Below are 26,317 nucleotides of genomic sequence, written 5' to 3' on the forward strand. Positions count from 1 at the left end.
CTGGCGGCCAGATTATGGCACACTTGGCAGGTTTTCTTCCTCTCAAACAGGTACTCAGACGTGAAAATCCTCGTTGATGAAAATATGCCTTACGCCCGTGAGCTATTTAGCCGCCTGGGTAACGTAAAGGCTGTTCCTGGTCGCCCGATCCCGGTCAACGAACTGGACGATGCCGACGCCCTGATGGTGCGCTCGGTGACCAAAGTAAATGAGGCGTTGCTCGCCGGTAAGGCGATTAAGTTCGTTGGGACCGCAACGGCAGGGACCGATCATGTGGATGATAAATGGCTGAAGCAGGCCGGAATCGGTTTTTCCGCAGCGCCGGGCTGTAACGCCATCGCCGTTGTGGAATACGTTTTCTCCTCCCTGCTGATGCTGGCCGAGCGCGACGGTTTTGCGCTGAAGGACCGCACCGTGGGGATTGTCGGCGTGGGTAACGTCGGCGGGCGCCTGCAAAAGCGCCTGGAAGCGTTAGGGATCCGCACGCTGCTGTGCGATCCGCCGCGTAAAGACAACGGCGATGACGGGGATTTCCGCTCGCTGGATGAGCTGGTTGAACAGTGTGACGTGCTGACTTTCCACACGCCGCTGTTTAAAGAGGGGCCGTATAAGTCGCTGCATCTTGCTGACGAGGCGCTGATCCGTCGTCTGAAGGCTGGCACTATTCTGATAAATGCCTGCCGTGGCCCGGTCGTAGATAACGCTGCGCTGCTGACATGCCTGAACGAAGGACAAGACCTCAGCGTGGTGCTGGACGTTTGGGAGCCGGAGCCGGATCTCAACGTTGAGCTGCTTAGCAAGGTGGACGTGGGCACGGCGCATATCGCCGGTTATACCCTGGAAGGCAAAGCACGCGGCACGACGCAGGTCTTCGAAGCCTTCAGCGCTTTTATCGGCCATCCGCAGCAGGTGGCGCTGGATACCTTACTCCCCGCGCCTGAATTTGGCCGCATTACCCTGCACGGCCCGCTCGATCAGGCAACGCTGAAAAGGCTGGTGCATTTGGTGTATGATGTGCGCCGCGATGATGCGCTGCTGCGTAAAGTGGCGGGGATCCCGGGTGAGTTTGATAAGCTGCGCAAGAACTACGTTGAGCGCCGCGAGTGGTCTTCCCTGTATGTAATGTGCGACGACGCGTCGGCGGCGACGCTGCTGCATAAGCTGGGATTTAACGCCGTTCATCACCCGGCGCATTAATGTCTTCTTAATGCTCCCTGTCGGATACTCCGACAGGGACGCTTTTTTATTTCTGGAGTAAACCACCATGTCTGAAGGCTGGAACATTGCCATTTTAGGTGCCACGGGTGCCGTGGGCGAAGCCCTGCTCGAAACCCTTGCTGAGCGTCAGTTCCCGGTGGGCGATATCTATGCGCTGGCCCGTACCGACAGCGCAGGTGAGCATCTGCGTTTTAACGGTAAATCCGTCATGGTCCAGGACGCGGCCGCGTTCGACTGGACGCAGGCGCAGCTGGCGTTTTTCGCCGCGGGCGCTGAAGCGACGGCTGCGTACGTTGAAGAGGCGACCAACGCAGGCTGCCTGGTGATCGACCTGAGCGGTCTGTTCTCAATGGAGCCGGATGTGCCGCTGGTGGTGCCGGACGTGAACCCGTTTGTGCTGGCTGACTACCGCAACCGTAACGTCATTGCGGTGCCGAACAGCCTGACCAGCCAGCTGCTGACTGCACTGAAACCGCTGATCGACGACGGCGGCCTGTCGCGCATTACCGTCACCAGCCTGCTGTCGGCGTCCGCAAACGGCAAAAAGGCCGTTGACGCGCTGGCCGGGCAGAGCGCGAAGCTGCTGAACGGCATTCCGATTGATGAAGATGATTTCTTTGGCCGCCAGCTGGCGTTCAACATGCTGCCGCTATTGCCGGATCGCGAGGGCTCCGTGCGCGAAGAGCGTCGTATCGTCGATGAAGTGCGTAAAATTCTGCAGGACGATGGCCTGATGATCTCCGCGAACGTCGTGCAGTCCCCGGTCTTCTACGGCCACGCGCAGATGGTCGGCTTTGAAGCCCTTCGTCCGCTGGCGGCAGAAGAGGCGCGCGACGCGTTTGGCCGCGGTGAAGACATCGTGCTCTCTGAAGAGAGCGAGTTCCCGACCCAGGTTGGCGATGCCACCGGTAGCGCGCATCTTTCCGTTGGCTGCGTGCGTAACGACTACGGCATGCCGGAGCAGGTTCAGTTCTGGTCCGTTGCCGATAACGTTCGCTTCGGCGGCGCGCTGATGGCGGTCAAAATCGCTGAAAAGCTGGTGCAGGAGTACCTGTACTGATGTCAGACGTGGAACAAAAGCCGGTCCATAGAATTGCCCTCGGAATTGAGTACGATGGCAGTAAATATTATGGCTGGCAGCGTCAGAACGAGGTGCGCAGCGTCCAGGAGAAGCTGGAAAAAGCGCTCTCTCAGGTGGCAAACGAGCCGATCAACGTCCTGTGCGCGGGCCGTACGGACGCGGGTGTTCACGGTACGGGGCAGGTGGTTCACTTTGAAACCACCGCCGTGCGTAAGGATGCCGCCTGGACGCTGGGTGTAAATGCGAATTTGCCTGGTGACATTGCGGTGCGTTGGGTAAAAGCTGTGCCGGATGATTTTCACGCGCGCTTCAGCGCCACGGCGCGTCGCTACCGTTATGTCATCTATAACCAGCGCCTGCGTCCGGCGGTGTTAAGCCAGGGCGTGACGCATTTTTATGAACCGCTTGATGCGGAACGTATGCATCGCGCGGCGCAGTGTCTGATTGGTGAAAATGACTTTACGTCGTTTCGTGCGGTGCAGTGTCAGTCCCGCACGCCGTGGCGAAACGTCATGCACATAAACGTCAGCCGTTTTGGCGCGTATGTGGTGGTGGATATCAAAGCCAATGCCTTTGTACATCATATGGTTAGGAATATTGTGGGCAGCCTGATGGAAGTGGGTGCCGGACACCAGCCGGAGAGCTGGATTGCAGACCTGCTGGCAGCGAAGGACAGAACGCTTGCGGCAGCCACGGCGAAAGCGGAAGGATTGTATCTGGTCTCAGTAGACTATCCGGATCGATTTGACCTGCCGAAACCGCCAATGGGCCCGCTATTTTTAGCGGACTAAACAAAGGTGCAATTAGGGCTTAGACAATATGGACGTAATACGTTTTCTGATTGATTTCATCCTGCATATTGATGTTCACCTGGCGGAGCTGGTCGCGCAGTATGGCGTCTGGGTTTATGCCATTCTGTTCCTCATTCTGTTTTGTGAAACCGGACTGGTCGTTACCCCATTCCTGCCAGGGGATTCACTGCTGTTCGTTGCCGGGGCGTTATCGGCGCTGCCCACTAACGATCTGAACGTGCACCTTATGGTGATACTGATGGTGATTGCCGCCATTGTCGGTGATGCGGTCAACTACACGATTGGACGGGTATTCGGTGAGCGGCTGTTCAGCAATCCGGATTCGAAAATTTTCCGCCGCAGCTATTTAGACAAAACCCATGCGTTTTATGAACGCCATGGTGGAAAAACCATTATCCTTGCGCGTTTTGTGCCTATTGTGCGTACATTTGCACCGTTTGTGGCGGGAATGGGGCATATGTCCTATCGTCATTTTGCGGCATACAACGTGGTTGGCGCGCTGCTGTGGGTACTGCTGTTTACCTACGCAGGCTATCTGTTTGGCGATCTCCCGGTGGTGCAGGAAAACCTTAAGTTACTGATTGTAGCGATTATTGTGCTTTCCGTACTGCCGGGCGTTATCGAAATCATTCGTCACAAACGTGCGGCGGCAAAACAAGCGAAGTAAATGCACGCTGGCGGTTCGACCACTTTTTTATCCAAAGTTTCGGGCTGTTATGTTTTAATGTGCAACATTCATGGTCTGTTGGAGGCAAAAATGGCATTATTCGCCTCTTATAGCAAAACTGGCATACGACCAGGTTCAGGCAGAAAGGTTATCAATGAGCTGGATTGAACGAATTAAAAGCAACATTACCCCAACGCGCAAAGCGAGCATTCCTGAAGGGGTATGGACGAAGTGTGATAGCTGCGGTCAGGTTCTGTACCGCGCAGAGCTGGAGCGCAACCTTGAGGTGTGTCCGAAGTGTGACCACCATATGCGTATGTCGGCGCGCAACCGCCTGCATAGCCTGCTGGACGAAGGCTCTCTGGTAGAGCTGGGTAGCGAACTTGAGCCAAAAGACGTGCTGAAGTTCCGCGATTCCAAAAAATACAAAGATCGTCTGGCCTCTGCACAGAAAGAGACCGGCGAGAAAGATGCGCTGGTCGTTATGAAAGGCACCCTGCATGGGATGCCGGCTGTTGCCGCTGCGTTTGAGTTCTCCTTTATGGGCGGCTCAATGGGCTCCGTGGTCGGTGCGCGCTTCGTGCGTGCCGTTGAGCAGGCGCTGGAAGACAACTGTCCGCTGATCTGCTTCTCTGCCTCCGGCGGTGCGCGTATGCAGGAAGCGCTGATGTCGCTGATGCAGATGGCGAAAACCTCTGCTGCGCTGGCGAAGATGCAGGAGCGCGGTTTGCCGTACATCTCCGTGCTGACCGACCCAACCATGGGCGGCGTCTCCGCGAGCTTCGCGATGCTGGGCGATCTGAACATCGCTGAGCCAAAAGCGCTGATCGGCTTTGCCGGTCCTCGCGTTATCGAGCAAACCGTTCGTGAAAAACTGCCGCCGGGCTTCCAGCGCAGTGAGTTCCTCATTGAGAAAGGCGCTATCGATATGATCGTCCGCCGTCCGGAAATGCGCCTGAAGCTGGCGAGCATCCTGGCGAAGCTGATGAATCTGCCAGCGCCGAACCCGGATGAGCCGCGCGAAGGCGTGGTGGTACCGGATCAGGAACCCGAGGCCTGATAACTGAAAAGGGCAGGGCCGGTTGGCGCTGCCCTTTTGCTTTCTAATCTGTTAATGACAACCGGGCATTATGGAAAATAAAAGCATTCCCCAAGCCACGTCGCCCCTGGCCGCGTGGCTTTCTTATCTGGAAAACCTGCACAGTAAAACCATCGATATGGGGCTTGAGCGCGTAAGCCAGGTCGCCGCGCGTCTTGATGTGCTCAAACCGGCACCTTTCGTGTTCACCGTCGCGGGTACCAACGGTAAAGGCACGACCTGCCGCACGCTGGAATCTGTCCTGATGGCCGCGGGTTACAAAGTTGGCGTGTACAGCTCTCCACACCTGGTCCGCTACACCGAGCGCGTTCGCGTGCAGAACAGCGAGCTGCCGGAATCGGCGCATACGGCGTCGTTCGCGGAAATTGAAGCCGCACGCGGTGAGATCTCATTAACCTATTTTGAATACGGCACCCTGTCGGCGCTGTGGCTGTTCAAACAGGCGCAGCTGGATGTCGTGATCCTTGAGGTCGGCCTCGGCGGACGTCTTGATGCGACCAATATGGTGGATGCGGACGTGGCGGTGGTCACCAGCATCGCGCTGGACCATATCGACTGGCTGGGACCGGATCGTGAAAGCATTGGCCGCGAGAAGGCAGGTATTTTCCGGGCGAATAAACCCGCCGTGGTCGGCGAGCCGGACATGCCGTACACCATTGCTGACGTGGCAAACGAGAAGGGCGCGCGTCTGCTGCGCCGCGGCGTTGACTGGCAGTATGAGGTTCAGGATAACGGCTGGCGCTTCAGCGATGGGCAGGGTGCGCTGGACAACCTGCCGCTGCCGCAGGTGCCGCAGCCGAACGCGGCAACCGCGCTGGCGGCACTGCGCGCCAGCGGCCTCGTGGTCAGCGAGCGGGCGATCCGCGACGGTATTCAGAGCGCAATTCTGCCCGGGCGTTTCCAGATTGTCAGCGAGTCACCGCGCCTGATTCTGGACGTGGCGCATAACCCGCATGCGGCGGCGTATCTCGCGGGACGTCTCAAATCGTTACCAAAAACCGGGCGCGTGCTGGCGGTTATCGGTATGCTTCATGATAAAGATATCGGCGGGACGCTGGCCTGCATGGAGAGTGTGGTCGATAGCTGGTATTGTGCTCCTCTGGAGGGGCCGCGCGGCGCGACGGCTGAGCAGCTGATGGAACATCTCGGCAAAGGCGCAATCTATAGTAGCGTGGCTCAGGCCTGGCATGCCGCGATGGCGGATGCTAAACCAGAAGATACCGTGCTGGTGTGTGGTTCATTCCACACGGTGGCACATGTCATGGAAGTGATGGACGCGGGGAGAACCGGTGGCGAGTAAGTTTCAGAACCGTTTAACAGGAACCATTGTGCTGGTCGCGCTCGGGGTGATTATTCTTCCCGGGCTGCTCGACGGGCAGAAAAAGCATTATCAGGATGAGTTTGCCGCTATTCCGCTGGTGCCTAAACCGGGTGACCGCGATGAGCCGGATATGCTGCCCGCGGCGACGCAGGCGCTGCCTGCTCAGCCACCGGAAGGCGCGGCGGAAGAGGTGCGCGCGGGCGATGCCGCAGCACCGTCGCTCGATCCGTCTCGCCTGGCGGCAGCGAGCAGCAGCGATATCGATCCGGTGCCGGTAGAGCAGCCTAAACCGGTTGAAAAACCGAAGCCGGTTGAGAAGCCGCAGCCGAAACCGCAGCGCGATAAAACGGCAGAACAGCTCGCCGCGGCGTCAGAAACCCCACCGCCAGCAAAACCGGCGCAGCAGGAAGCTGCTGCCCCAACGGGTAAAGCCTACGTGGTGCAGCTCGGTGCGCTGAAAAACGCCGACAAAGTCAACGAGGTCGTGAGCAAACTGAGAAGTGCGGGATACCGTGTTTACACTTCACCTTCCACGCCGGTGCAGGGTAAAATTACCCGTATCCTCGTGGGGCCAGAAGCGTCTAAAGACAAACTGAAAGGGTCGCTGGGTGAGCTGAAGCAGATCTCCGGCCTGAGCGGTGTGGTGATGGGCTACAGCGCAAACTAAGTACGACCTGCTCCTTTAAGAGAGAGGCGATAAGCCACGGCGTTGAACATTTTTTCAGCGCCTTTTTTATTTACGCGCGGGAAGGAAATCCCTACGCAAACGTTTTCTTTTTCTGTTAGAATTCGCCCCGAACTGGATGACAGGGCGTTTAATCGTGGGACACATATGGTCTGGATTGATTACGCCATCATTGCGGTGATTGGTTTTTCCTGTCTGGTTAGCCTGATCCGTGGCTTTGTTCGTGAAGCGTTATCGCTGGTGACTTGGGGTTGTGCTTTCTTTGTCGCCAGTCATTACTACACTTACCTGTCTGTCTGGTTCACGGGCTTTGAAGATGAACTGGTCCGAAACGGAATTGCCATCGCGGTGCTGTTTATCGCAACGCTGATTGTCGGCGCTATCGTGAATTACGTGATAGGTCAGCTGGTCGAGAAAACCGGTCTGTCAGGAACGGACAGGGTGCTCGGGATCTGTTTCGGAGCGTTGCGAGGCGTGCTGATTGTGGCCGCGATCCTGTTCTTCCTGGATACCTTCACCGGGTTCTCCAAAAGCGAAGACTGGCAGAAATCGCAGCTCATTCCAGAGTTCAGCTTCATCATCAGATGGTTCTTTGACTATCTGCAAAGCTCGTCGAGTTTTTTGCCCAGGGCATAAACCCTGAGATGTGGCTTAACGAGGAAAAGACGAATGTGCGGTATTGTCGGTATCGCCGGTTTCATGCCGGTAAACCAGTCGATTTATGACGCGTTAACGGTGCTTCAGCACCGTGGGCAGGATGCTGCGGGTATCATCACCATTGATGCAAATAACTGCTTCCGTTTACGCAAGGCGAATGGCCTGGTAAACGATGTGTTTGAAGCCCGCCATATGCAGCGTCTGCAAGGTAATATGGGGATCGGTCACGTTCGTTATCCTACTGCTGGCAGTTCCAGCGCCTCTGAGGCACAGCCTTTCTACGTCAACTCACCGTATGGCATCACCCTTGCTCATAACGGCAACCTGACCAACGCGCATGAGCTGCGTAAAAAGCTGTTCGAAGAGAAACGTCGCCACATTAACACCACCTCTGATTCTGAAATCCTGCTCAATGTGTTCGCCAGCGAGCTGGATAACTTCCGTCACTACCCGCTGGAAGCAGACAACATCTTTGCTGCCATTGCCGCGACCAACCGCCAGATCCGCGGCGCGTACGCCTGCGTAGCGATGATTATCGGTCACGGAATGGTAGCCTTCCGCGATCCAAACGGCATTCGTCCCCTGGTGCTCGGCAAGCGCGACCTTGGCGATGGCCGTACCGAATACATGGTTGCCTCTGAGAGCGTGGCGCTGGATACCCTGGGCTTCGAGTTCCTGCGTGACGTTGCGCCGGGCGAAGCGGTGTATATCACCGAGAAGGGCCAGCTGTTTACCCGCCAGTGTGCCGATAATCCGGTCAGCAACCCGTGCCTGTTTGAATACGTTTACTTCGCCCGCCCGGATTCCTTCATCGACAAGATTTCCGTCTACAGCGCGCGCGTCAACATGGGCACGAAGCTGGGCGAGAAAATTGCCCGCGAGTGGGACGATCTCGACATCGACGTGGTTATTCCTATCCCGGAAACCTCCTGCGATATCGCGCTGGAGATCGCCCGCATTCTGGATAAGCCATACCGTCAGGGCTTCGTGAAGAACCGCTACGTTGGCCGCACCTTTATCATGCCGGGCCAGCACCTGCGCCGTAAGTCCGTGCGCCGCAAGCTGAATGCCAACCGCGCGGAATTCCGCGACAAGAACGTTCTGCTGGTGGATGACTCCATCGTTCGCGGCACCACCTCTGAGCAGATTATCGAGATGGCGCGCGAAGCGGGTGCGAAGAAAGTCTACCTGGCCTCTGCCGCGCCGGAGATTCGCTTCCCGAACGTGTACGGCATCGATATGCCAACCGCCAACGAGCTGATCGCTCACGGCCGTGAAGTGGATGAAATTCGCCAGATCATCGGTGCCGACGGCCTGATTTTCCAGGATCTGAACGATCTCATCGACGCGGTGCGTGCCGAGAACCCGGAAATTCAGCAGTTTGAATGCTCAGTGTTCAACGGTATTTACGTAACCAAAGACGTTGACCAGCAGTACCTCGACTATCTTGATTCGCTGCGCAACGACGATGCGAAAGCCGTCCAGCTGCAGAACGATCTCGAAAGCTTAGAGATGCACAACGAAGGTTGATGCTCCGGCAGGTGAGGGCGAATGCCCTCACTTGCAACTCCCCGCAAAATCCTGCACAGTCTGCCCTGAAATCAGTAAGGGCGAAAATCATGAAACGACTCATTGTTGGGCTCAGCGGCGCCAGCGGCGCGATCTACGGCGTACGTTTGTTACAGGTTCTGCGTAGCGTGGCGGAAGTCGAGACCCATCTGGTGATGAGCCAGGCGGCGCGGCAGACCCTCTCTCTGGAAACCGATCTTTCCCTGCGCGATGTTCAGGCGCTGGCGGATGTCGTTCACGATGCCCGTGATATCGCTGCCAGCATCTCCTCAGGCTCGTTTAAAACGGCCGGCATGGTTATCCTGCCCTGTTCAATTAAAACGCTCTCCGGCATTGTGAACAGCTATACGGACACCCTGGTGACGCGCGCGGCGGATGTGGTGCTGAAGGAGCGGCGTCCCCTGGTGCTGTGCGTGCGGGAAACGCCGCTGCACCTGGGCCATCTGCGCTTAATGACGCAGGCTGCGGAGCTGGGGGCTGTCATCATGCCGCCGGTACCCGCGTTCTATCATCGCCCGACCTCGCTGGATGACGTGATTAATCAGACCGTTAACCGCGTGCTGGATCAATTTGACATCAACCTGCCCGACGATCTCTTCACCCGCTGGCAGGGTGCCTGAATCTGTGCACAAAACAGGTGCATGAAAAGACACGTTGCCCTGTTTCAGGGCAATTATGCAACGGCGATCATATCCTCGACATTTAATTCGTTTTTTCCCTTTTTCTCTTTCCGGTTCGTTCGGCAGACCTGCTATCTTTCACCATTAAGGCAATATCGCAACGTTTTATTAACATATTTAACGTCGAAGTTTTGACCAGACGGCAATGTGGCATAAGACCTGCAAGATGAAGCCTGCAACACAACACACAACACAATACATAATAAAATCACGGTACTTGAGGGTAAATGTATGAAGAAGACGGTTCTGGCTCTGTCTTTGCTCGTGGGGTTAAGTGCGGCAGCAGGTAGCTACGCAGCGCTTCCACAGACGGTACGTATCGGTACAGACGCAACCTACGCGCCATTCTCTTCCAAGGATGCGAAAGGCGATTTCGTGGGGTTTGATATCGATCTGGGTAATGAAATGTGCAAGCGTATTGCGGTGAAATGCACATGGGTGGGCAGCGACTTTGACGCGTTAATTCCGTCGCTGAAAGCCAAGAAAATCGACGCCATTATCTCTTCTCTCTCCATCACCGAAAAACGCCAGCAGGAGATTGCCTTCTCTGACAAGCTCTACGCCGCGGATTCTCGCCTGATTGCCCCTAAAGGCTCCCCGATTAAGCCCACCATCGACTCGCTGAAGGGCAAGCACGTCGGCGTGCTTCAGGGCTCGACGCAGGAAGGCTATGCCAATGCTAACTGGCGTGAGAAGGGCGTAGACGTGGTGGCTTATCAGAACCAGGATCTGATTTACTCTGACCTGGCGGCAGGCCGTCTGGATGCGGCATTCCAGGATGAAGTCGCCGCGAGTGAAGGCTTCCTGAAGCAGCCTGCGGGCAAAGAATTCGCGTTTGCAGGCCCGTCAGTGAAAGACAAAAAGTACTTTGGTGACGGCACCGGGATTGGCCTGCGTAAGGATGATACCGAGCTGAAAGCCGCCTTCGACAAAGCCTTTGCGGAGCTGCGTAAAGACGGTACTTACGACAAACTGGCGAAGAAATACTTCGACTTCAACGTATACGGTGAATAACACCTGACGGTAACGCACCGGAGAGGTGCGTTGCGGGAGCGGTTGACCCAATACAGTGCATTAAATGCACTGTATTGGATCGCTTTGTGCATACTTACGCATTAATAATGCAAAAATTCCCGCTGGAAAGGCATTAATCTTTGCCTGACTGAGGGGATTAATGGCACATTAGCACCACCCCGTCGTCGTAAAAATCCCGTATGAAGACAGTTTGTTGAGGACAAATATGAAAAAACTCGTGTTGTCATTATCACTGGTACTGGCCTTTTCCAGCGCCACCGCGGCATTCGCAGCTATTCCGCAGAAAATTCGAATTGGTACCGATCCTACCTATGCGCCGTTCGAATCGAAGAATTCAAAGGGTGAACTGGTCGGTTTTGACATCGATCTGGCCAATGAGCTGTGCAAACGCATCAAAGCACAGTGTACCTACGTTGAGAACCCGCTGGATGCGCTGATCCCGTCCCTGAAAGCGAAAAAAATCGACGTAATCATGTCCTCCCTCTCCATTACCGAAAAACGCCAGCAGGAGATTGCCTTCACCGACAAACTCTACGCGGCCGATTCACGTCTGGTAGTGGCGAAATCGTCTGATATTCAGCCAACGCTGGAATCGCTGAAGGGCAAACGCGTGGGCGTGCTGCAGGGCACCACTCAGGAAACCTACGGCAACGAGCACTGGGCACCGAAGGGGATTGAAATTGTCTCCTATCAGGGCCAGGAAAATATCTACGCTGACCTGACGGCAGGCCGTATTGATGCCGCATTCCAGGATGAAGTCGCGGCTAGCGAAGGCTTCCTGAAAACGCCGGTAGGTAAAGATTACAAGTTTGGCGGCCCGTCTATTAAGGACGTGAAGTTGTTTGGTGTGGGCACCGGTATGGGCCTGCGCAAAGAAGACAACGAACTGCGTGAAGCGCTGAACAAGGCGTTCGCTGAAATGCGCGCAGACGGCACGTACGACAAGCTGGCGAAAAAGTACTTTGATTTTAATGTTTACGGCGGCTAATCGCCCCGTCAAATAACGTGCGGCCCCTCCCGATGTGGGAGGGGAAAAGACACGGTTCCACCACTCACGATACGACAGGGCTCGCGGTATGCTGTACGGATTTTCTGGCGTTATTTTACAGGGCGCGCTTGTCACCCTTGAGCTGGCTATAAGCTCCGTGGTGCTGGCGGTGCTGATAGGTCTGGCGGGCGCAGGGGCGAAGCTTTCGGCTAACAAACCGCTGGCGCTCATATTTGAAGGCTACACCACGCTTATTCGCGGCGTTCCCGATCTGGTGCTGATGCTGCTTATCTTTTACGGTCTGCAGATTGCGCTTAACAGCGTAACGGACGCGATGGGCATGGGACAAATTGATATCGACCCGATGGTGGCCGGTATTATTACCCTCGGTTTTATCTACGGTGCCTACTTCACCGAAACCTTCCGTGGTGCCTACATGGCCGTGCCGAAAGGCCATATTGAGGCGGCAACCGCATTTGGTTTTACCTCTTCACAAACGTTTCGTCGGATTATGTTCCCGGCCATGATGCGTTATGCGCTCCCGGGCATCGGCAACAACTGGCAGGTTATCCTCAAAGCGACAGCGCTGGTCTCGCTGCTCGGTCTGGAAGACGTCGTGAAAGCGACTCAGCTGGCGGGCAAGAGCACCTGGGAGCCGTTCTACTTTGCGGTGGTCTGCGGCGTGATTTATCTGGTCTTTACGACCGTCTCCAATGGTGTGCTGCTTCTGCTCGAGCGTCGCTACTCCGTGGGTGTGAAGAGGGCTGACCTGTGATTGAGATTATTCAGGAATACTGGAAGTCGCTGCTGTGGACGGATGGCTACCGCTTTACCGGCGTGGCGATTACGCTCTGGCTGCTGATCTCCTCCGTGGTGATGGGCGGCATTCTGGCGGTGTTTCTTGCCATTGGCCGCGTATCGAACAATAAATTTATCCAGTTCCCGATCTGGTTGTTCACCTACGTGTTTCGCGGTACGCCGCTGTACGTGCAGCTGCTGGTGTTCTATTCGGGGATGTATACGCTTGAGATCGTAAAAGGCACTGAGATGCTGAATGCGTTCTTCCGCAGCGGCCTGAACTGTACGGTGCTGGCGTTGACGCTCAACACCTGCGCCTACACCACCGAGATTTTCGCCGGAGCAATTCGCTCTGTCCCTTACGGTGAGATTGAAGCGGCGCGCGCGTACGGCTTTTCCTCAGTGAAGCTTTATCGCTGCATTATTCTGCCGTCGGCGCTGCGTATCGCACTACCGGCGTACAGTAACGAAGTGATTTTGATGCTGCACTCTACCGCGCTCGCCTTTACCGCGACGGTGCCGGATCTGCTCAAAATTGCGCGCGATATTAACTCCGCGACCTATCAGCCGTTTACCGCGTTTGGCATTGCGGCGGTGCTCTATTTAATTATCTCTTATGTTCTGATAAGCCTGTTCCGTAAGGCTGAAAAACGCTGGTTGCAGCATATAAAACCTTCTTCGACGCACTGAGAAAGATGATGGCTGAGAACAAATTAAACGTTATTGATTTGCACAAACGCTACGGCGAACATGAAGTGCTGAAAGGGGTGTCGCTGCAGGCGAATGCGGGCGACGTGATCAGTATCATCGGCTCATCCGGCTCGGGGAAAAGTACCTTCCTGCGCTGCATTAACTTCCTCGAAAAACCGAGTGAAGGCTCGATTGTGGTGAGCGGGCAGAATATCAATCTGGTACGTGATAAAGACGGTCAACTGAAGGTTGCAGATAAGAACCAGCTGCGACTGCTGCGTACGCGCCTGACGATGGTGTTCCAGCACTTCAACCTCTGGAGCCACATGACGGTGCTGGAGAACGTGATGGAAGCGCCGATTCAGGTGCTGGGCCTGAGCAAGCAGGAAGCCCGCGAGCGCGCGGTGAAATACCTTGCGAAAGTGGGTATCGACGAGCGCCAGCAGATGAAATACCCGGTGCATCTCTCCGGCGGTCAGCAGCAGCGTGTCTCTATCGCGCGCGCGCTGGCGATGGAGCCCGAAGTGCTGCTGTTTGACGAACCGACCTCCGCGCTCGATCCAGAACTCGTCGGCGAAGTGCTGCGCATCATGCAGAAGCTGGCCGAAGAGGGCAAAACGATGGTGGTGGTGACGCACGAGATGGGCTTCGCCCGAAACGTCTCGAACCACGTCATCTTCCTGCATCAGGGGAAAATTGAAGAGCAGGGGCACCCGGACGAAGTGCTGGCGAACCCGCAAAGCCCGCGTTTGCAGCAGTTCCTCAAAGGATCTCTGAAGTAAAGAGGGCATCAGCCCGCAGTGCAGCCCAATCGCCCGGTGGCGCTTCGCTTACCGAGCCTGCGGGCTGGATGTTCTCCCTCTCCCTGTGGGAGAGGGGCGGGGTGAGGGCATCAGGCCGCAGTGAAGCCTAATCGCCCGGTGGCGCTTCGCTTACCGGGTCTACTAATTCCGATGCCGGCCGGCATACTCCAGCCGATACACCCAGTCGTCATAGCGTACGCCGTCAATTTCATACGCCTTTTCCAGCACCTGCGTACGCACAAACCCTGCTTTCTCCAGCACGCGCACCGAACCGCCGTTGTCCGCCAGGACGTACGCGTTAATCGCCTTTAAGCCGGTCTGGTTGAACGCATAATCACACACCGCGCGCAGCGCCTCGCTGGCAATCCCTTTTCCCTGCGCGGCAGGCACAACCGTATAGCCGATATCGGCCTCTTCACTATTCTCAGGGCTGATTTGCAGGCCAATATCGCCCAGCGGCGTATCGTCCTCCAGAGAGCGGATCACGAAGACATGCTCCGCCATCAGCCGCGCGGCAAACACGCGGCGGGTCTCTTTTTCCGGCGCGATGGCGGCCATGTAGCGCATGATGCTGCGATCTTCACGCAGCGAGCGGAAGAAAGCCCAGTCAGTGGGTTCGAAAGGAGTGAGGTGAAGCCGGGGTGTGGTGATCGTTGCCATTGTTACGCCATATCTTCGGAACATGGCCTGTCACTGTAACATATTCACCGCACAACATCCCCCAGCGCCTCTTCTAATTCATACCAGCGGAACGCAAACCCGGCCGCTTCCAGCCGTTTTGGCAGCGCCCGCTGCCCGCCTAATACCAGCACGGACGCTTCACCCATCATCAGGCGAATCACCGTGGCAGGCACACGCAATATCGCCGGGCGGTGCAGGGCATGCCCCAGCGCGTGGGCAAACTGTTCGTTACGCACCGGATAAGGCGCAACCATGTTAAACGGCCCGCGCAGATCGTTATCCAGCAGCCAGAGAATCCCGTTGACCATATCGTCGATATGGATCCACGCCAGGTACTGACGACCATTGCCGATGGGGCCGCCGAGTCCGAGCCGGAAAGGGGGAAGCATCTTCGCCAGAATACCGCCTCTAGGCGCAAGCACGACGCCGGTCCGCAGCAGGCAGACGCGGGTGCGATCGCTCTGCGCCGCACAGGCGATACGCTCCCACTGGGCGCAAAGCTTGTGGGTAAACTCGTTATGCGGCGGCTCTTCCTCGGTCACCACCACCTCACCGAGATCGCCGTAATAGCCTACCGCTGAACCCGAAATCAGCACCGAAGGCGGGGTATGGCTATTGCGGATCAGCTCGACCAGCTTTTCGGTAATGTTCCACCGGCTGCTGCATAACAGCTGTTTTTGCTCTTCCGTCCAGCGCTTATCGGCGATGGGTTCACCCGCGAGGTTAATAACGGCGTCGAAGCCGTCCAGATTTTGCTGCTCGGCCAGATTTTTCCAGATGTCGATACCCGCCCCCAGCACCTGGCGCGCTTTCTCCGGGCTGCGCGTGACCACGGTAATGTCGTGATGCAAGGCCTGCAGACGCGCAATGAGGTGACGACCAATCAGGCCCGTGCCGCCGGTCAGCAAAATCTTCATACAACCTCCAGGGTTACGCCTGGCGTCGCCAGCTTAGCGTCATGGAGACGGAATCGGCGTAGCGCAGGGCGTGAAGTTTATCGATCTCAACTTCAGCATAAGTGACCCAGTGATGTTCGCGTGCGATATCGAGCACATCCTGAGTTAATTTTTCCAGCAGAGAGAAGCGGTTATTCTCCACGTACTGAATGATGTTTTTAGTAATTGTGCGGTAGTTCAGCGCGTCGTTGATGTCTTCGCTGGCCCGCGCTTTGTCTGCGGGATAGTGAATTACTACGTTAATGACAATATCCTGACGGTTGGCGATCTCTTCCTCTTTGATACCGATGAAGGTGCGCAAGCGTAAATTTTTTATGCGAATAATAGCGTCTGGCTGTGACATTGCAGGTCTTCTCCGTGTCAGTATTTCACGCTCATCATACATGAGAGGCTCGCGGGCACCCAGCCTCATAGGGGGTTAAATCTGCTGGATTTTTTGCATCGCCCGCTCGGTGGCCGGGCGGGTCCGAATGCGCTCAAACCAGTTATTCACCGCCGGGTAAGCGGCCAGGTCAATTCGGTGTTTTTCATGCGTATTCACCCACGGCCAGCAGGCGATATCGGCAATACTGTAATGATCGCCCCCGAGCCACGGCGTTTTCTTCAGCCGACGGTTCAGAACGTCATACAGCCGTTGAGTCTCAACCTGATAGCGTTCGATCGCGTAGGGAATGGGCTGCGGGGCGTAAGCGGTAAAATGATGATTTTGCCCCAGCATGGGCCCCAGCCCGCTCGCCTGCCAGAAGAGCCATTGCAGGGTATGGTGACGCTCGCGCAGTTCGCCGCTCAGCAGTTTGCCGGTTTTCTCCGCCAGGTAGAGCAAAATTTCACCGGATTCAAACAGGCTCAGCGGCCTGCCCCCGTCCGCCGGCTGGTTATCAATAATGGCCGGGATTTTATTATTCGGCGATATAGCCAGAAAGAGAGGGCTGAACTGTTCGCCTTTGCTGATATCCACGCGAATGATCCTGTAATCCAGCTCGGCTTCTTCAAGAAAGAGGGTGATCTTATGGCCGTTTGGGGTAGGGGCGTAATAAAGGTCGATCATTCTCAACTCCTGTCCATGCGAATAGTGGTGCCATGACAAATGAGTATAGGTGGTTGTTGTAAATCGTGAGTTTTCATCAAGTGACAGCGACGCAAAGAGATTATATGTTGAGTAAAAACCCGATCAGCCGATGAGGATGTTATGAACCAGCCCGTAATCACGTTGTGGTCCGATGCGAATTTCTTTTCTCCCTATGTTATGAGCGTATACGTTGCGCTGGCCGAAAAAGGACTCACTTTTACGCTGAAATCCGTTGATCTCGACGGCGGTGAGCATCTCAAGCCACAGTGGCAGGGTTACGACCTGACCCGACGCGTGCCGGTGCTGGAGATTGACGGTTTTGCCCTGAGCGAATCGTCGGCGATTGATGAATATCTGGAAGATCGGTTCGCGCCGCCCGAGTGGGAGCGCATCTATCCTCACGACCTGCAAAAACGCGCGCGGGCGCGGCAGATCCAGGCGTGGCTGCGAAGCGATCTGGTGCCAATTCGCGTGGAACGCTCAACGGACGTCGTGTTCGCCGGGGTGAAAAAGCCAGCGCTCAGCGCTGAAGGTCGTGAAAGCGCGCAAAAACTCATTGAAAGCGCCACCTCGCTCCTCGCACACGGCAACCCGAACCTGTTCGGCGAGTGGTGCATTGCCGACGCCGATCTTGCGTTGATGCTAAACCGCCTGATCCTCAACGGCGATGAGGTGCCGCAGCTGCTGGTGGATTATGCCGCGTTTCAGTGGCAGCGTGCCTCCGTGCAGCGCTATGTGGCACTATCTGCCAGGCGCGCGGGCTGATAAGCCCGGACGCTTCAGGTATGATGGGGGCAGTCTGTTTTCCCGAGGAGTTACTGATGAAACTGATGTTTGCGTCGGATATCCATGGATCGCTGCCCGCTACCGAGCGTGTCCTTTCCCTGTTTGCACAAAGCGGCGCGCAGTGGCTGATTATACTGGGGGATGTGCTCAACCACGGCCCGCGCAACGCGCTGCCGGACGGCTACGCTCCGGCGCAGGTCGCGGAAAAGCTCAACCCGTACGCCTCACGAATCATCGCCGTTCGCGGCAACTGCGACAGCGAAGTGGACCAGATGCTGCTGCATTTTCCCCTTACCGCGCCATGGCAGCAGGTGCTGCTGAAACAAAGCCGCCTGTTCCTGACGCACGGGCATCTTTTTAGCCCGGATAATCTCCCGGCGCTCGCGGCTGGCGATGTCCTGGTTTACGGTCATACTCATATTCCGGTTGCTGAAAAGCGCGGTGAGATTTATCACTTCAACCCGGGATCGGTCAGCATACCGAAAGGCGGTTATCCAGCGAGCTATGGCATGCTGGATGGAAATACCCTGCGCGTTATCGCACTTAATGATCAGCAAGTTATTGCGCAGGTAGCGATTAATCCGTAAGTTACACCTCAACTGCAAACGCGCCGAAAGAGCGCTTAGAAGAGAAGGTTTCCCGATGGTGGAGCAGAGTCATTTGGCAAGTACAGAGTGGGTTGACATTGTCAGCGAAGAGAATGAAGTGATCGCGCAGGCCAGCCGCGAACAAATGCGTGCGGAGCGTCTGCGCCACCGCGCAACGTACATCGTTGTGCATGACGGTATGGGCAAAATTCTGGTCCAGCGCCGCACGGACACCAAAGATTTTCTCCCGGGTATGCTGGATGCCACCGCAGGCGGTGTTGTCCAGGCAGATGAAGTGCTGCTGGATTCCGCGCGTCGAGAAGCAGAAGAAGAGTTAGGTATCGCCGGCGTGCCGTTTGCCGAGCACGGCCAGTTCTATTTCGAAGACGAAAACTGCCGCGTCTGGGGCGGGCTGTTTAGCTGCGTCTCCCACGGGCCGTTCGCTCTGCAGGAAGAAGAGGTGAGTGAAGTCAGCTGGATGACGCCGGAAGAGATCACCGCGCGCTGCGACGAGTTCACGCCGGATTCGTTAAAAGCGCTGGCGCTGTGGATGACCCGCAACGCCAAAAACGAATCGACCAAATCAGAGAAAGAGGAAGAGGCTGAGTAATATTCAGCAACTTTCTCTCAGACACAGACTGGACGCGATGGGCTTTTGATCGCGCCAGTCACCGTCATTCAGACGCTCCAGCAACGCTTTCCCGGCTTCAATTCCAATCTTACGATGCGGCACCGCCATCGTCGTCAGCGGCGGCTGACAGACGCGGCTCACGTCGCTATCGCCAAAACCTACCACCGCCAGGTCGTCCGGCACCTTGATTCGCCTGCGCTGGCACTCGTACAGCGCCCCGCAGGCCAGCTCATCTGAGACGCATACCAGCGCATCCAGCTCCGGCCACGCCAGCAGGAATTCAGGCAGCTGTGCCGCGCCTGTCGAGAAGCTTGGCGGCATCGCCGCGTTAATTACACGGGTCGGCGACATATGGTGGCGAAGCATGGCTTTGTACCAGCCCTGCAAATGCTGCTGGAAAATCCACTGCTCCTGGTTGGCGCACAGCAGGCCAATATTTTGGTAGCCGCGCTTAATCACCATTTCCGTGAGTTCATACATGGCCGCTACGTTATCAATCCCGATATTCATATCAATCGGGTCGGCGCGCATGGCGCCCATCTCCATCACCGGAATAGAGGCGTTTTTCAGCCAGTGGCGAACGGTGTCGGTATGTTCAACGCTGAGCAGGATAGCGGCGGCAATATTCGACGCCAGCAGCGTCTCCAGCAACTTCTCCTCCTGCTCAAGACGATGCTGGGACTCTGCCAGCATGATCTGATACCCGGCAGGCTGTAGCACCTGCTGTAGCCCGGCGAACATCTCCGAGCAGCCGGCTTCGGAGAGGTTAGGCACCACCATGGCTATCGTCCACGATGACGCCGAGGCAAGCGCGCTGGCGGCAAGATTCGGCATATAACCCAGCTCCTGCACGGCAGCTTCAATTTTTTCTCGTAGTTTATCGGAAACCTGTTCGGGCGTGCGGAGTGCACGGGACACGGTCATCGTGCCCACACCGGCAAGCTGTGCGACATCGGCGAGTGTCACTTTACCAGTACTGCGCCGTTTTCGGGTTAGAGACATACACCTTCCTGCTGACCAGACGCGTTCTTCATTTCCTTCGCTTCACGTGACAGGCAGTATACGCCTTAAATCCCTTTTTTTGCTGTGATTTAGCGCCGTGATTGCAATTTGATAGCGCTATCACATTTCTGCATGTTAAGTATTGGTAGCGCTATCTTTGTGATCGCGATCGCAGTCATCCAGCGATGTGTTGAATAAAGTTTGCTCATCTTTAGCGTGTAGCGGGAGTGAAAAGTGCTCAAAAAATGGATATATGATACAACCATCGCGCTGCAGGATAGCGTGGAAAACTGGCCGCAGGCGCTGGAGCTGTGCGCGAAGCCGCTTCTGGATTTGCAGGTGATTGAGCCTGAATACGTCACGGCCATCATCCAGCAGCACCACACGTTAGGACCCTATTATGTGCTGGCACCAGGGCTGGCGATGCCGCATGCGCGGCCGGAGGAAGGCGCCAAAGGACTGGGGTTGTCTTTATTAAAACTAAAACAGGGCGTCTCGTTTGGTGCCGGTGAGTTTAACCCTGTCGATGTGATTATTATGCTCGCAGCACCGGATAAACATAGCCATATCGAAATGATATCCGCACTCGCAGAATTATTTTCCAGCGACGAGGATATGGAGAAACTGCATCAGGCGAATACCCTGGAGGAAATTAAAACGATTATTGACCGCTTCTGATTTAATTCTTTAATCCGATTATTCACAACATTACGCGACAGCGTGATGGGGCGTGCTCTACTCAAAATAAGGGGACAACAATGAAAATCATGGCTATTTGCGGCTCCGGCCTGGGCAGCAGTTTTATGGTCGAAATGAATATTAAAAAGGTGCTTAAAAAACTGGAGATTGAGGCTGAGGTTGAACATTCCGATCTCTCCTCGGCCACGCCGGGCGCGGCCGATCTGTTCGTGATGGCAAAAGACATTGCGGCCAGCGCCAGCGTGCCGGAAAGCCAGCTGGTGGTGATTAACAACATCATCGACATCAACGAACTTGAAGCGCAGCTGCGCGCCTGGTTCGAAAGACAATAACCCTGATAAGGCGAGGTGGATATGTTTATCCTTGAAACGCTGAATTTCGTTGTTGATATTTTAAAAGTCCCTTCGGTGCTGGTCGGCTTAATTGCGCTTATTGGTCTGGTTGCGCAGAAAAAAGCGTTTTCGGACGTGGTGAAAGGGACGATTAAAACCATTCTCGGCTTTATTGTGCTGGGCGGCGGCGCTACGGTGCTGGTGGGGTCATTAAATCCTTTGGGCGGTATGTTTGAGCACGCCTTTACGATTCAGGGCATTATTCCAAACAATGAAGCGATTGTGTCAATTGCGCTGGAGAAATACGGTGCAGCGACCGCGCTGATTATGGCCTTCGGCATGGTGGCGAATATTATCGTCGCGCGCTTTACTCGCCTGAAGTACATCTTCCTGACCGGGCACCACACGTTTTACATGGCGTGCATGATTGGCGTGATCCTGACGGTAGCGGGCTTTGAGGGCGTGGGTCTGGTCTTTACCGGCTCGCTAATCCTCGGCCTGATCATGGCCTTCTTCCCGGCGATTGCGCAGCGCTACATGAAGCGCATTACCGGCAATGATGAAATTGCCTTCGGCCATTTCGGCACGCTGGGCTACGTGCTGTCCGGCTGGATTGGTAGCAAGGTCGGCAAAGGCTCCCGCTCAACCGAAGAGATGAACCTGCCGAAGAACCTGAGCTTCCTGCGTGACAGCTCGATCTCGATCTCCCTGACCATGATGATTATCTACCTGATCATGGCGGTGAGCGCCGGACGTGAGTACGTGGAGGCCACCTTCAGCGGCGGTCAGAATTACCTGGTCTACGCCATCATCATGGCGATCACCTTTGCGGCGGGCGTGTTCATCATTCTGCAGGGCGTGCGCCTGATTCTGGCGGAAATCGTTCCGGCCTTTACCGGCTTCTCGGAGAAACTGGTGCCGAACGCGCGTCCTGCGCTGGACTGCCCGGTGGTGTATCCGTATGCGCCAAACGCGGTGCTGATTGGCTTCCTGTTCAGCTTCCTCGGCGGGATTGTAGGGTTGTTCATCTGCGGTCAGTTTAGCTGGGTGCTGATCCTCCCGGGCGTCGTGCCGCACTTCTTCACCGGCGCAACGGCTGGCGTGTTCGGTAACGCCACCGGCGGACGCCGCGGGGCAATGATTGGCGCCTTTGCTAACGGTCTGTTGATCACCTTCCTGCCGGTCCTGCTGCTGCCGGTGCTGGGCGCCATTGGCTTTGCCAACACCACCTTCTCGGACGCCGACTTCGGCGCGGTCGGGATTGTCCTCGGCAACCTGGCGCGCTTCCTGTCGCCGCTTGCCATCACCGGACTGGTTGTGGCGTTGTTCGCGCTGCTGGTGGCGTACAACGTCTTCGCGAAAAACAAACCTGCGGGCGGTAACGCGCAGGAAAACACCGGAGCCAAATCATGAATGAGAAAGAGATAACCGAACTCGCGCGTCAGATCCGTCTTGAGACGCTGAAATCCCTGACGCAGCTGGGCTTTGGGCACTATGGCGGCAGTATGTCGGTGGTCGAAACCCTGGCCGTGCTGTACGGCGCGGTGATGAAAATCGACCCGGCGGATCCGGACTGGCCGGAGCGAGACTATTTTGTCCTGTCGAAAGGCCATGCGGGACCGGCGCTCTACAGCACGCTGGCGATCAAGGGCTACTTCCCGGTGGAAGAGCTGAGCACCCTGAACCAGAACGGCACGCGCCTGCCAAGCCACCCGGACCGTCTGAAAACGCGCGGCGTGGACGCCACCACCGGTTCGCTGGGGCAGGGGATCTCCATTGCCGGCGGTATGGCGCTTTCGCACAGGCTGGCGGGGCGACCGAACCGCGTCTTCTGCATCGTCGGTGACGGCGAGCTGAACGAGGGGCAGTGCTGGGAAGCCTTCCAGTTTATTGCCCACCATCGCCTGAACAACCTGACGGTGTTCGTGGACTGGAACAAACAGCAGCTCGACGGCGAGCTGGACGAGATCATCAGCGCGTTCGACCTGGAGGGGAAATTCCGCGCCTTTGGCTTTGACGTGGCGACGGTGAAGGGCGACGACATCCCAGGCCTGCTGGCGGTGACGTCGCGGGTCCCGGCTGCCGACGCGCGTCCGTTAGTCGTCATCCTCGACAGCATCAAAGGGCAGGGGGTGCCGTACCTGGAACAGCTCAGCAACTCGCACCACCTGCGGTTGACCGCGGAGAGCAAAGCGGCCCTCAACGAGACGATTCGCCAACTGGAGGCTTCACATGATTAAGGTTGCACCGGCAGGAGAGAAAGACGCCGTTGAGATGCGTAAGGCCTACGCGGGCTTTGTGGCAAAGCAGATTGAGGCGGGAAGCGAGATTATCGCCCTGGAAGCGGATCTGATGAGCTCGATGGCGATGGACGGCGTGGCGCGCGATTATCCGCAGCACGTGATTAACTGCGGCATTATGGAGGCCAACGTCATCGGCACGGCGGCGGGGCTGTCGCTTACCGGGCGTAAACCGTTCGTTCATACCTTCACCGCGTTTGCCAGCCGTCGCTGCTTCGACCAGCTGTTTATGTCCCTGGACTATCAGCGCAACAACGTGAAGGTGATTGCCTCGGATGCGGGCGTGACGGCCTGCCATAACGGCGGAACACATATGTCGTTTGAGGATATGGGCATCGTACGCGGTCTGGCGCATTCGGTGGTGCTGGAGGTGACCGACGCGGTGATGTTTGAGGACGTGCTGCGCCAGCTTATCGACCTCGAAGGCTTTTACTGGGTACGCACCATCCGCAAGCAGGCGCCGAGCGTGTACGCCCCGGGCTCAACCTTCACCATCGGCAAAGGTAACGTGCTGCGCGAAGGAACCGATATTACCCTGATTGCCAACGGCATCATGGTGGCGGAAGCGCTGGAGGCGGCGCGCCAGCTTGAGCAGGAGGGGGTAAGCGCGGCGGTCATCGACATGTTTACCCTGAAGCCCATCGACCGGATGCTGGTGAAAAACTACGCCGAGAAAACCGGGCGCATCGTCACCTGTGAAAACCACAGTATTCACAACGGGCTGGGATCGGCGGTGGCGGAAGTCCTGGTGGAAACCTGCCCGGTACCGATGCGGCGGGTGGGCGTCAAGGAGCGTTACGGACAGGTGGGGACGCAGGATTTCCTGCAGAAGGAGTATGGCCTGACGGCACATGACATTGTATCGGCGGCGCGAGAGCTGCTGTAAATAAAAAAGGCGACCCGTTAAGTGGTCGCCTTTTTGTTGCCCGGTAAGCGCTAGCGCCACCGGGCTTTTTAACATTACTGCTGCTGCGAAGACTGGATCGCGGTCAGAGCGATGGTATAGACGATATCGTCTACCAGCGCGCCACGAGACAGGTCGTTCACAGGTTTGCGCATGCCCTGCAGCATTGGCCCGATGGAGATCAGGTCTGCTGAACGCTGCACCGCTTTATAGGTGGTGTTACCGGTGTTCAGATCCGGGAAGATGAACACAGTAGCGCGACCTGCAACCGGCGAGTTCGGCGCTTTGGATTTCGCAACGTCGGCCATCACGGCAGCGTCGTACTGCAGCGGACCGTCGATCATCAGGTCAGGACGTTTTTCCTGCGCCAGACGGGTCGCTTCACGCACTTTCTCTACGTCGCTACCAGCACCAGAGGTACCGGTGGAGTAGGAGAGCATCGCTACGCGCGGTTCGATACCGAAGGCAATCGCGGAGTCCGCGGACTGGATAGCGATTTCTGCCAGCTGCTCTGCGGTTGGATCCGGGTTGATCGCGCAGTCACCATAAACGTAAACCTGTTCAGGCAGCAGCATGAAGAACACGGAAGAAACCAGAGAGCTGCCCGGTGCAGTTTTGATCAGCTGCAGCGGTGGGCGGATGGTGTTCGCCGTGGTGTGAACCGCACCGGAAACCAGACCGTCAACTTCGTCCTGCTCCAGCATCAGCGTGCCCAGCACCACGTTGTCTTCCAGCTGTTCGCGTGCAACGGCTTCGGTCATGCCCTTGCTCTTACGCAGCTCAACCAGACGGGCAACGTAGCTCTCGCGAACCACTTCAGGGTCAACGATTTCGATGCCAGCGCCCAGCTCAACGCCCTGAGACGCCGCAACGCGGGTGATCTCATCCGGGTTACCCAGCAGCACGCAGGTCGCGATGCCGCGCTCTGCACAGATAGCAGCTGCTTTAACGGTACGTGGTTCGTCGCCTTCTGGCAGAACAACGCGTTTGCCCGCTTTACGCGCCAGCTCGGTCAACTGATAACGGAATGCTGGAGGAGACAGGCGGCGGCTGCGCTCGGAGGTTGCAGTCAGGGACTCGATCCAGTCTGCGTTGATGTAGCCCGCTACGTATTCCTGAACTTTCTCGATACGCTCGTGGTCATCAACCGGCACTTCAAGGTTGAAGCTCTGCAGGCTCAGAGAGGTCTGCCAGGTGTTGGTGTTCACCATGAAGACCGGCAGGCCGGTAGCGAACGCGCGTTCGCACAGCTTGCTGACGCGTGGGTCCATCTCGTAGGCACCGGTCAGCAGGATCGCACCGATTTCCACGCCGTTCATCGCTGCCAGGCAGGCGGCAACCAGCACGTCAGGACGATCTGCGGAGGTCACCAGCAGGGAACCAGCGCGGAAGTGTTCCAGCATGTGCGGAATGCTGCGTGCACAGAAGGTTACGGACTTCACGCGGCGGGTGTTGATGTCGCCTTCGTTAACGATAGTGGCGTTCAGGTGACGCGCCATATCGATTGCACGGGTGGCAATCAGATCGAAGCTCCATGGCACCGCGCCCAGAACCGGAAGCGGGCTGGATTCCTGCAGCTTAGCCGGGTCAACTTTGATGACTTTCGCTTTGGAAGAGTCGTCGAAGATCTCGGACAGGTCAGGGCGAGTACGGCCCTGCTCATCCACCGGTGCGTTCAGTTTGTTCACGATCACGCCGGTGATGTTGGTGTTTTTCGCGCCGCCGAAGCTGCTGCGCGTCAGTTCGATACGCTCGTTCAGCTGCTCTGGGGTGTCGGTGCCCTGAGACATCACGAAAACGATCTCTGCGTTCAGGGTTTTCGCGATTTCAAAGTTCAGAGACTGGGCAAACTGGTGTTTGCGCGTCGGGACCAGACCTTCAACCAGCACCACTTCCGCGTCTTGCGCGTTAGCATGGTAGTTGGCGATGATCTCTTCCATCAGCACGTCTTTCTGGTTGCTGGACAGCAGTGATTCAACGTGGCTCATCTTCAGCGGTTCAGCCGCTGGCAGATTGGAGTTCTTGCGAACGATGGTGGTGGTCTGGTCTGGCGCATCGCCACCGGCACGTGGCTGGGCAATTGGCTTAAAGACGCTCAGACGAACGCCTTTGCGTTCCATAGCACGGATAACGCCAAGGCTGACGCTGGTCAGGCCGACGCTGGTTCCGGTAGGGATCAGCATAATAGTACGGGACACGGTTTATCCTCTTTCGTTACCGCCGCAATTGGGCGGGTTACAAAACAGCACCGCCAGCATTGCTGGCGG

The 26,317-nt window shown here is 56.7% G+C and carries 29 protein-coding genes; 23 read left to right on the top strand and 6 right to left on the bottom strand.

Annotated features, from left to right (window positions below; all coding sequences use genetic code 11):
* The first annotated feature begins 60 nt into the window (after positions 1 to 60).
* The 15 genes from pdxB to hisP all read left to right on the top strand — a co-directional run bounded on the left by pdxB (position 61) and on the right by hisP (position 14,082).
* On the top strand, positions 61 to 1,197 hold the full coding sequence (gene pdxB, locus ACMWLG_RS03305) for a 4-phosphoerythronate dehydrogenase PdxB (protein WP_045402673.1): 1,137 nt from the start codon (positions 61 to 63) through the stop codon (positions 1,195 to 1,197).
* Between the two features lie 67 nt (positions 1,198 to 1,264).
* On the top strand, positions 1,265 to 2,278 hold the full coding sequence (locus ACMWLG_RS03310) for an aspartate-semialdehyde dehydrogenase (protein WP_039263237.1): 1,014 nt from the start codon (positions 1,265 to 1,267) through the stop codon (positions 2,276 to 2,278).
* Positions 2,278 to 3,090: a tRNA pseudouridine(38-40) synthase TruA gene (truA, locus tag ACMWLG_RS03315; protein WP_023312566.1), complete on the top strand. Its 813-nt coding sequence runs from the start codon at positions 2,278 to 2,280 to the stop codon at positions 3,088 to 3,090. The genes ACMWLG_RS03310 and truA overlap by 1 nt, the downstream gene beginning before the upstream one ends.
* A gap of 28 nt (positions 3,091 to 3,118) precedes the next feature.
* Positions 3,119 to 3,778: a DedA family protein gene (locus tag ACMWLG_RS03320; RefSeq protein WP_045402676.1), complete on the top strand. Its 660-nt coding sequence runs from the start codon at positions 3,119 to 3,121 to the stop codon at positions 3,776 to 3,778.
* Positions 3,779 to 3,932: 154 nt separating this feature from the next.
* Complete coding sequence (accD, locus tag ACMWLG_RS03325; protein ID WP_023312564.1) at positions 3,933 to 4,838, top strand: acetyl-CoA carboxylase, carboxyltransferase subunit beta; 906 nt, start codon at positions 3,933 to 3,935, stop codon at positions 4,836 to 4,838.
* 70 nt (positions 4,839 to 4,908) lie between these two features.
* Positions 4,909 to 6,177 carry a bifunctional tetrahydrofolate synthase/dihydrofolate synthase gene (folC, locus tag ACMWLG_RS03330; RefSeq protein ID WP_023312563.1) on the top strand — a complete coding sequence of 423 codons (1,269 nt, stop codon included), beginning with the start codon at positions 4,909 to 4,911 and terminating at the stop codon, positions 6,175 to 6,177.
* A complete protein-coding gene (gene dedD / locus ACMWLG_RS03335; protein WP_045402682.1) occupies positions 6,167 to 6,865 on the top strand; it encodes a cell division protein DedD in 699 nt (232 codons plus the stop codon). Before folC ends, dedD begins: the two co-directional genes overlap by 11 nt.
* 165 nt (positions 6,866 to 7,030) lie before the next feature.
* Positions 7,031 to 7,519, top strand: coding sequence for a colicin V production protein (cvpA, locus tag ACMWLG_RS03340; RefSeq protein WP_000262116.1), 489 nt, complete (start codon positions 7,031 to 7,033; stop codon positions 7,517 to 7,519).
* A 33-nt stretch (positions 7,520 to 7,552) separates the two neighbouring features.
* A complete protein-coding gene (gene purF, locus ACMWLG_RS03345) occupies positions 7,553 to 9,070 on the top strand; it encodes an amidophosphoribosyltransferase (RefSeq protein WP_021241570.1) in 1,518 nt (505 codons plus the stop codon).
* 89 nt (positions 9,071 to 9,159) lie between these two features.
* On the top strand, positions 9,160 to 9,729 hold the full coding sequence (locus ACMWLG_RS03350; RefSeq protein ID WP_045402683.1) for a UbiX family flavin prenyltransferase: 570 nt from the start codon (positions 9,160 to 9,162) through the stop codon (positions 9,727 to 9,729).
* Between the two features lie 291 nt (positions 9,730 to 10,020).
* Entirely contained in the window at positions 10,021 to 10,803 is a 783-nt protein-coding gene (gene argT / locus ACMWLG_RS03355) for a lysine/arginine/ornithine ABC transporter substrate-binding protein ArgT (protein WP_023616063.1), read from the top strand.
* A 226-nt stretch (positions 10,804 to 11,029) separates the two neighbouring features.
* Entirely contained in the window at positions 11,030 to 11,812 is a 783-nt protein-coding gene (gene hisJ / locus ACMWLG_RS03360) for a histidine ABC transporter substrate-binding protein HisJ (protein WP_008502592.1), read from the top strand.
* A gap of 88 nt (positions 11,813 to 11,900) precedes the next feature.
* A complete protein-coding gene (locus ACMWLG_RS03365) occupies positions 11,901 to 12,587 on the top strand; it encodes a histidine ABC transporter permease HisQ (RefSeq protein ID WP_014832782.1) in 687 nt (228 codons plus the stop codon).
* Entirely contained in the window at positions 12,584 to 13,300 is a 717-nt protein-coding gene (locus ACMWLG_RS03370) for an ABC transporter permease (RefSeq protein ID WP_008502590.1), read from the top strand. Before ACMWLG_RS03365 ends, ACMWLG_RS03370 begins: the two co-directional genes overlap by 4 nt.
* An 8-nt stretch (positions 13,301 to 13,308) precedes the next feature.
* The gene (hisP, locus tag ACMWLG_RS03375) at positions 13,309 to 14,082 is read left to right on the top strand and encodes a histidine ABC transporter ATP-binding protein HisP (RefSeq protein ID WP_045354320.1); all 774 of its coding nucleotides are present in this window, start codon (positions 13,309 to 13,311) and stop codon (positions 14,080 to 14,082) included.
* 162 nt (positions 14,083 to 14,244) lie between these two features.
* On the opposite strand, the gene ACMWLG_RS03380 is transcribed toward hisP, so the two are convergent.
* The 4 genes from ACMWLG_RS03380 to yfcG form a co-directional block, all read right to left on the bottom strand.
* Positions 14,245 to 14,763 (bottom strand): GNAT family N-acetyltransferase, encoded by a 519-nt coding sequence (locus tag ACMWLG_RS03380; RefSeq protein ID WP_045402687.1) that lies wholly within the window; start codon positions 14,761 to 14,763, stop codon positions 14,245 to 14,247.
* A 44-nt stretch (positions 14,764 to 14,807) separates the two neighbouring features.
* On the bottom strand, positions 14,808 to 15,701 hold the full coding sequence (locus tag ACMWLG_RS03385) for a TIGR01777 family oxidoreductase (RefSeq protein WP_045402689.1): 894 nt from the start codon (positions 15,699 to 15,701) through the stop codon (positions 14,808 to 14,810).
* Positions 15,702 to 15,714: 13 nt separating this feature from the next.
* Entirely contained in the window at positions 15,715 to 16,083 is a 369-nt protein-coding gene (gene folX, locus ACMWLG_RS03390; protein ID WP_023312555.1) for a dihydroneopterin triphosphate 2'-epimerase, read from the bottom strand.
* Between the two features lie 75 nt (positions 16,084 to 16,158).
* On the bottom strand, positions 16,159 to 16,788 hold the full coding sequence (yfcG, locus tag ACMWLG_RS03395; protein ID WP_023312554.1) for a GSH-dependent disulfide bond oxidoreductase: 630 nt from the start codon (positions 16,786 to 16,788) through the stop codon (positions 16,159 to 16,161).
* Positions 16,789 to 16,929: 141 nt separating this feature from the next.
* Between yfcG and yfcF the strand changes: the two genes are divergently transcribed.
* Genes yfcF through yfcD form a run of 3 tightly spaced genes read left to right on the top strand, consistent with a single transcriptional unit; the run spans position 16,930 to position 18,792 of the window.
* A complete protein-coding gene (yfcF, locus tag ACMWLG_RS03400; protein ID WP_045402694.1) occupies positions 16,930 to 17,574 on the top strand; it encodes a glutathione transferase in 645 nt (214 codons plus the stop codon).
* A 56-nt stretch (positions 17,575 to 17,630) separates the two neighbouring features.
* Positions 17,631 to 18,182, top strand: coding sequence for a phosphodiesterase (gene yfcE / locus ACMWLG_RS03405; protein WP_045402695.1), 552 nt, complete (start codon positions 17,631 to 17,633; stop codon positions 18,180 to 18,182).
* Positions 18,183 to 18,237: 55 nt separating this feature from the next.
* Positions 18,238 to 18,792, top strand: coding sequence for an NUDIX hydrolase YfcD (gene yfcD / locus ACMWLG_RS03410; RefSeq protein WP_023312551.1), 555 nt, complete (start codon positions 18,238 to 18,240; stop codon positions 18,790 to 18,792).
* A gap of 3 nt (positions 18,793 to 18,795) precedes the next feature.
* On the opposite strand, the gene ACMWLG_RS03415 is transcribed toward yfcD, so the two are convergent.
* Positions 18,796 to 19,815, bottom strand: a complete 1,020-nt coding sequence (locus tag ACMWLG_RS03415; RefSeq protein WP_023312550.1) for a LacI family DNA-binding transcriptional regulator — start codon at positions 19,813 to 19,815, stop codon at positions 18,796 to 18,798.
* 234 nt (positions 19,816 to 20,049) lie between these two features.
* Here ACMWLG_RS03415 and ACMWLG_RS03420 point away from each other — a divergent pair, with 234 nt between their 5' ends.
* The 5 genes from ACMWLG_RS03420 (at position 20,050) to ACMWLG_RS03440 (ending at position 24,032) form a co-directional block, all read left to right on the top strand.
* Positions 20,050 to 20,493 (top strand): PTS sugar transporter subunit IIA, encoded by a 444-nt coding sequence (locus tag ACMWLG_RS03420; RefSeq protein WP_045402696.1) that lies wholly within the window; start codon positions 20,050 to 20,052, stop codon positions 20,491 to 20,493.
* An 80-nt stretch (positions 20,494 to 20,573) separates the two neighbouring features.
* On the top strand, positions 20,574 to 20,846 hold the full coding sequence (locus ACMWLG_RS03425; protein ID WP_003861447.1) for a PTS sugar transporter subunit IIB: 273 nt from the start codon (positions 20,574 to 20,576) through the stop codon (positions 20,844 to 20,846).
* Positions 20,847 to 20,867: 21 nt separating this feature from the next.
* Positions 20,868 to 22,259, top strand: a complete 1,392-nt coding sequence (locus ACMWLG_RS03430; protein ID WP_023312548.1) for a PTS ascorbate transporter subunit IIC — start codon at positions 20,868 to 20,870, stop codon at positions 22,257 to 22,259.
* A complete protein-coding gene (locus tag ACMWLG_RS03435; protein WP_045354309.1) occupies positions 22,256 to 23,086 on the top strand; it encodes a transketolase in 831 nt (276 codons plus the stop codon). The genes ACMWLG_RS03430 and ACMWLG_RS03435 overlap by 4 nt, the downstream gene beginning before the upstream one ends.
* The gene (locus tag ACMWLG_RS03440; protein ID WP_045402697.1) at positions 23,079 to 24,032 is read left to right on the top strand and encodes a transketolase family protein; all 954 of its coding nucleotides are present in this window, start codon (positions 23,079 to 23,081) and stop codon (positions 24,030 to 24,032) included. Before ACMWLG_RS03435 ends, ACMWLG_RS03440 begins: the two co-directional genes overlap by 8 nt.
* Before the next feature lie 74 nt (positions 24,033 to 24,106).
* Here ACMWLG_RS03440 and pta read toward each other — a convergent pair whose 3' ends face one another.
* Positions 24,107 to 26,248 carry a phosphate acetyltransferase gene (gene pta, locus ACMWLG_RS03445; RefSeq protein ID WP_023312545.1) on the bottom strand — a complete coding sequence of 714 codons (2,142 nt, stop codon included), beginning with the start codon at positions 26,246 to 26,248 and terminating at the stop codon, positions 24,107 to 24,109.
* Positions 26,249 to 26,317 lie beyond the last annotated feature (69 nt).

The sequence above is a fragment of the Enterobacter sp. 01-M-02-SI-ECC genome (genome assembly GCF_047530595.1).
Lineage (GTDB): Bacteria > Pseudomonadota > Gammaproteobacteria > Enterobacterales > Enterobacteriaceae > Enterobacter > Enterobacter cloacae_M.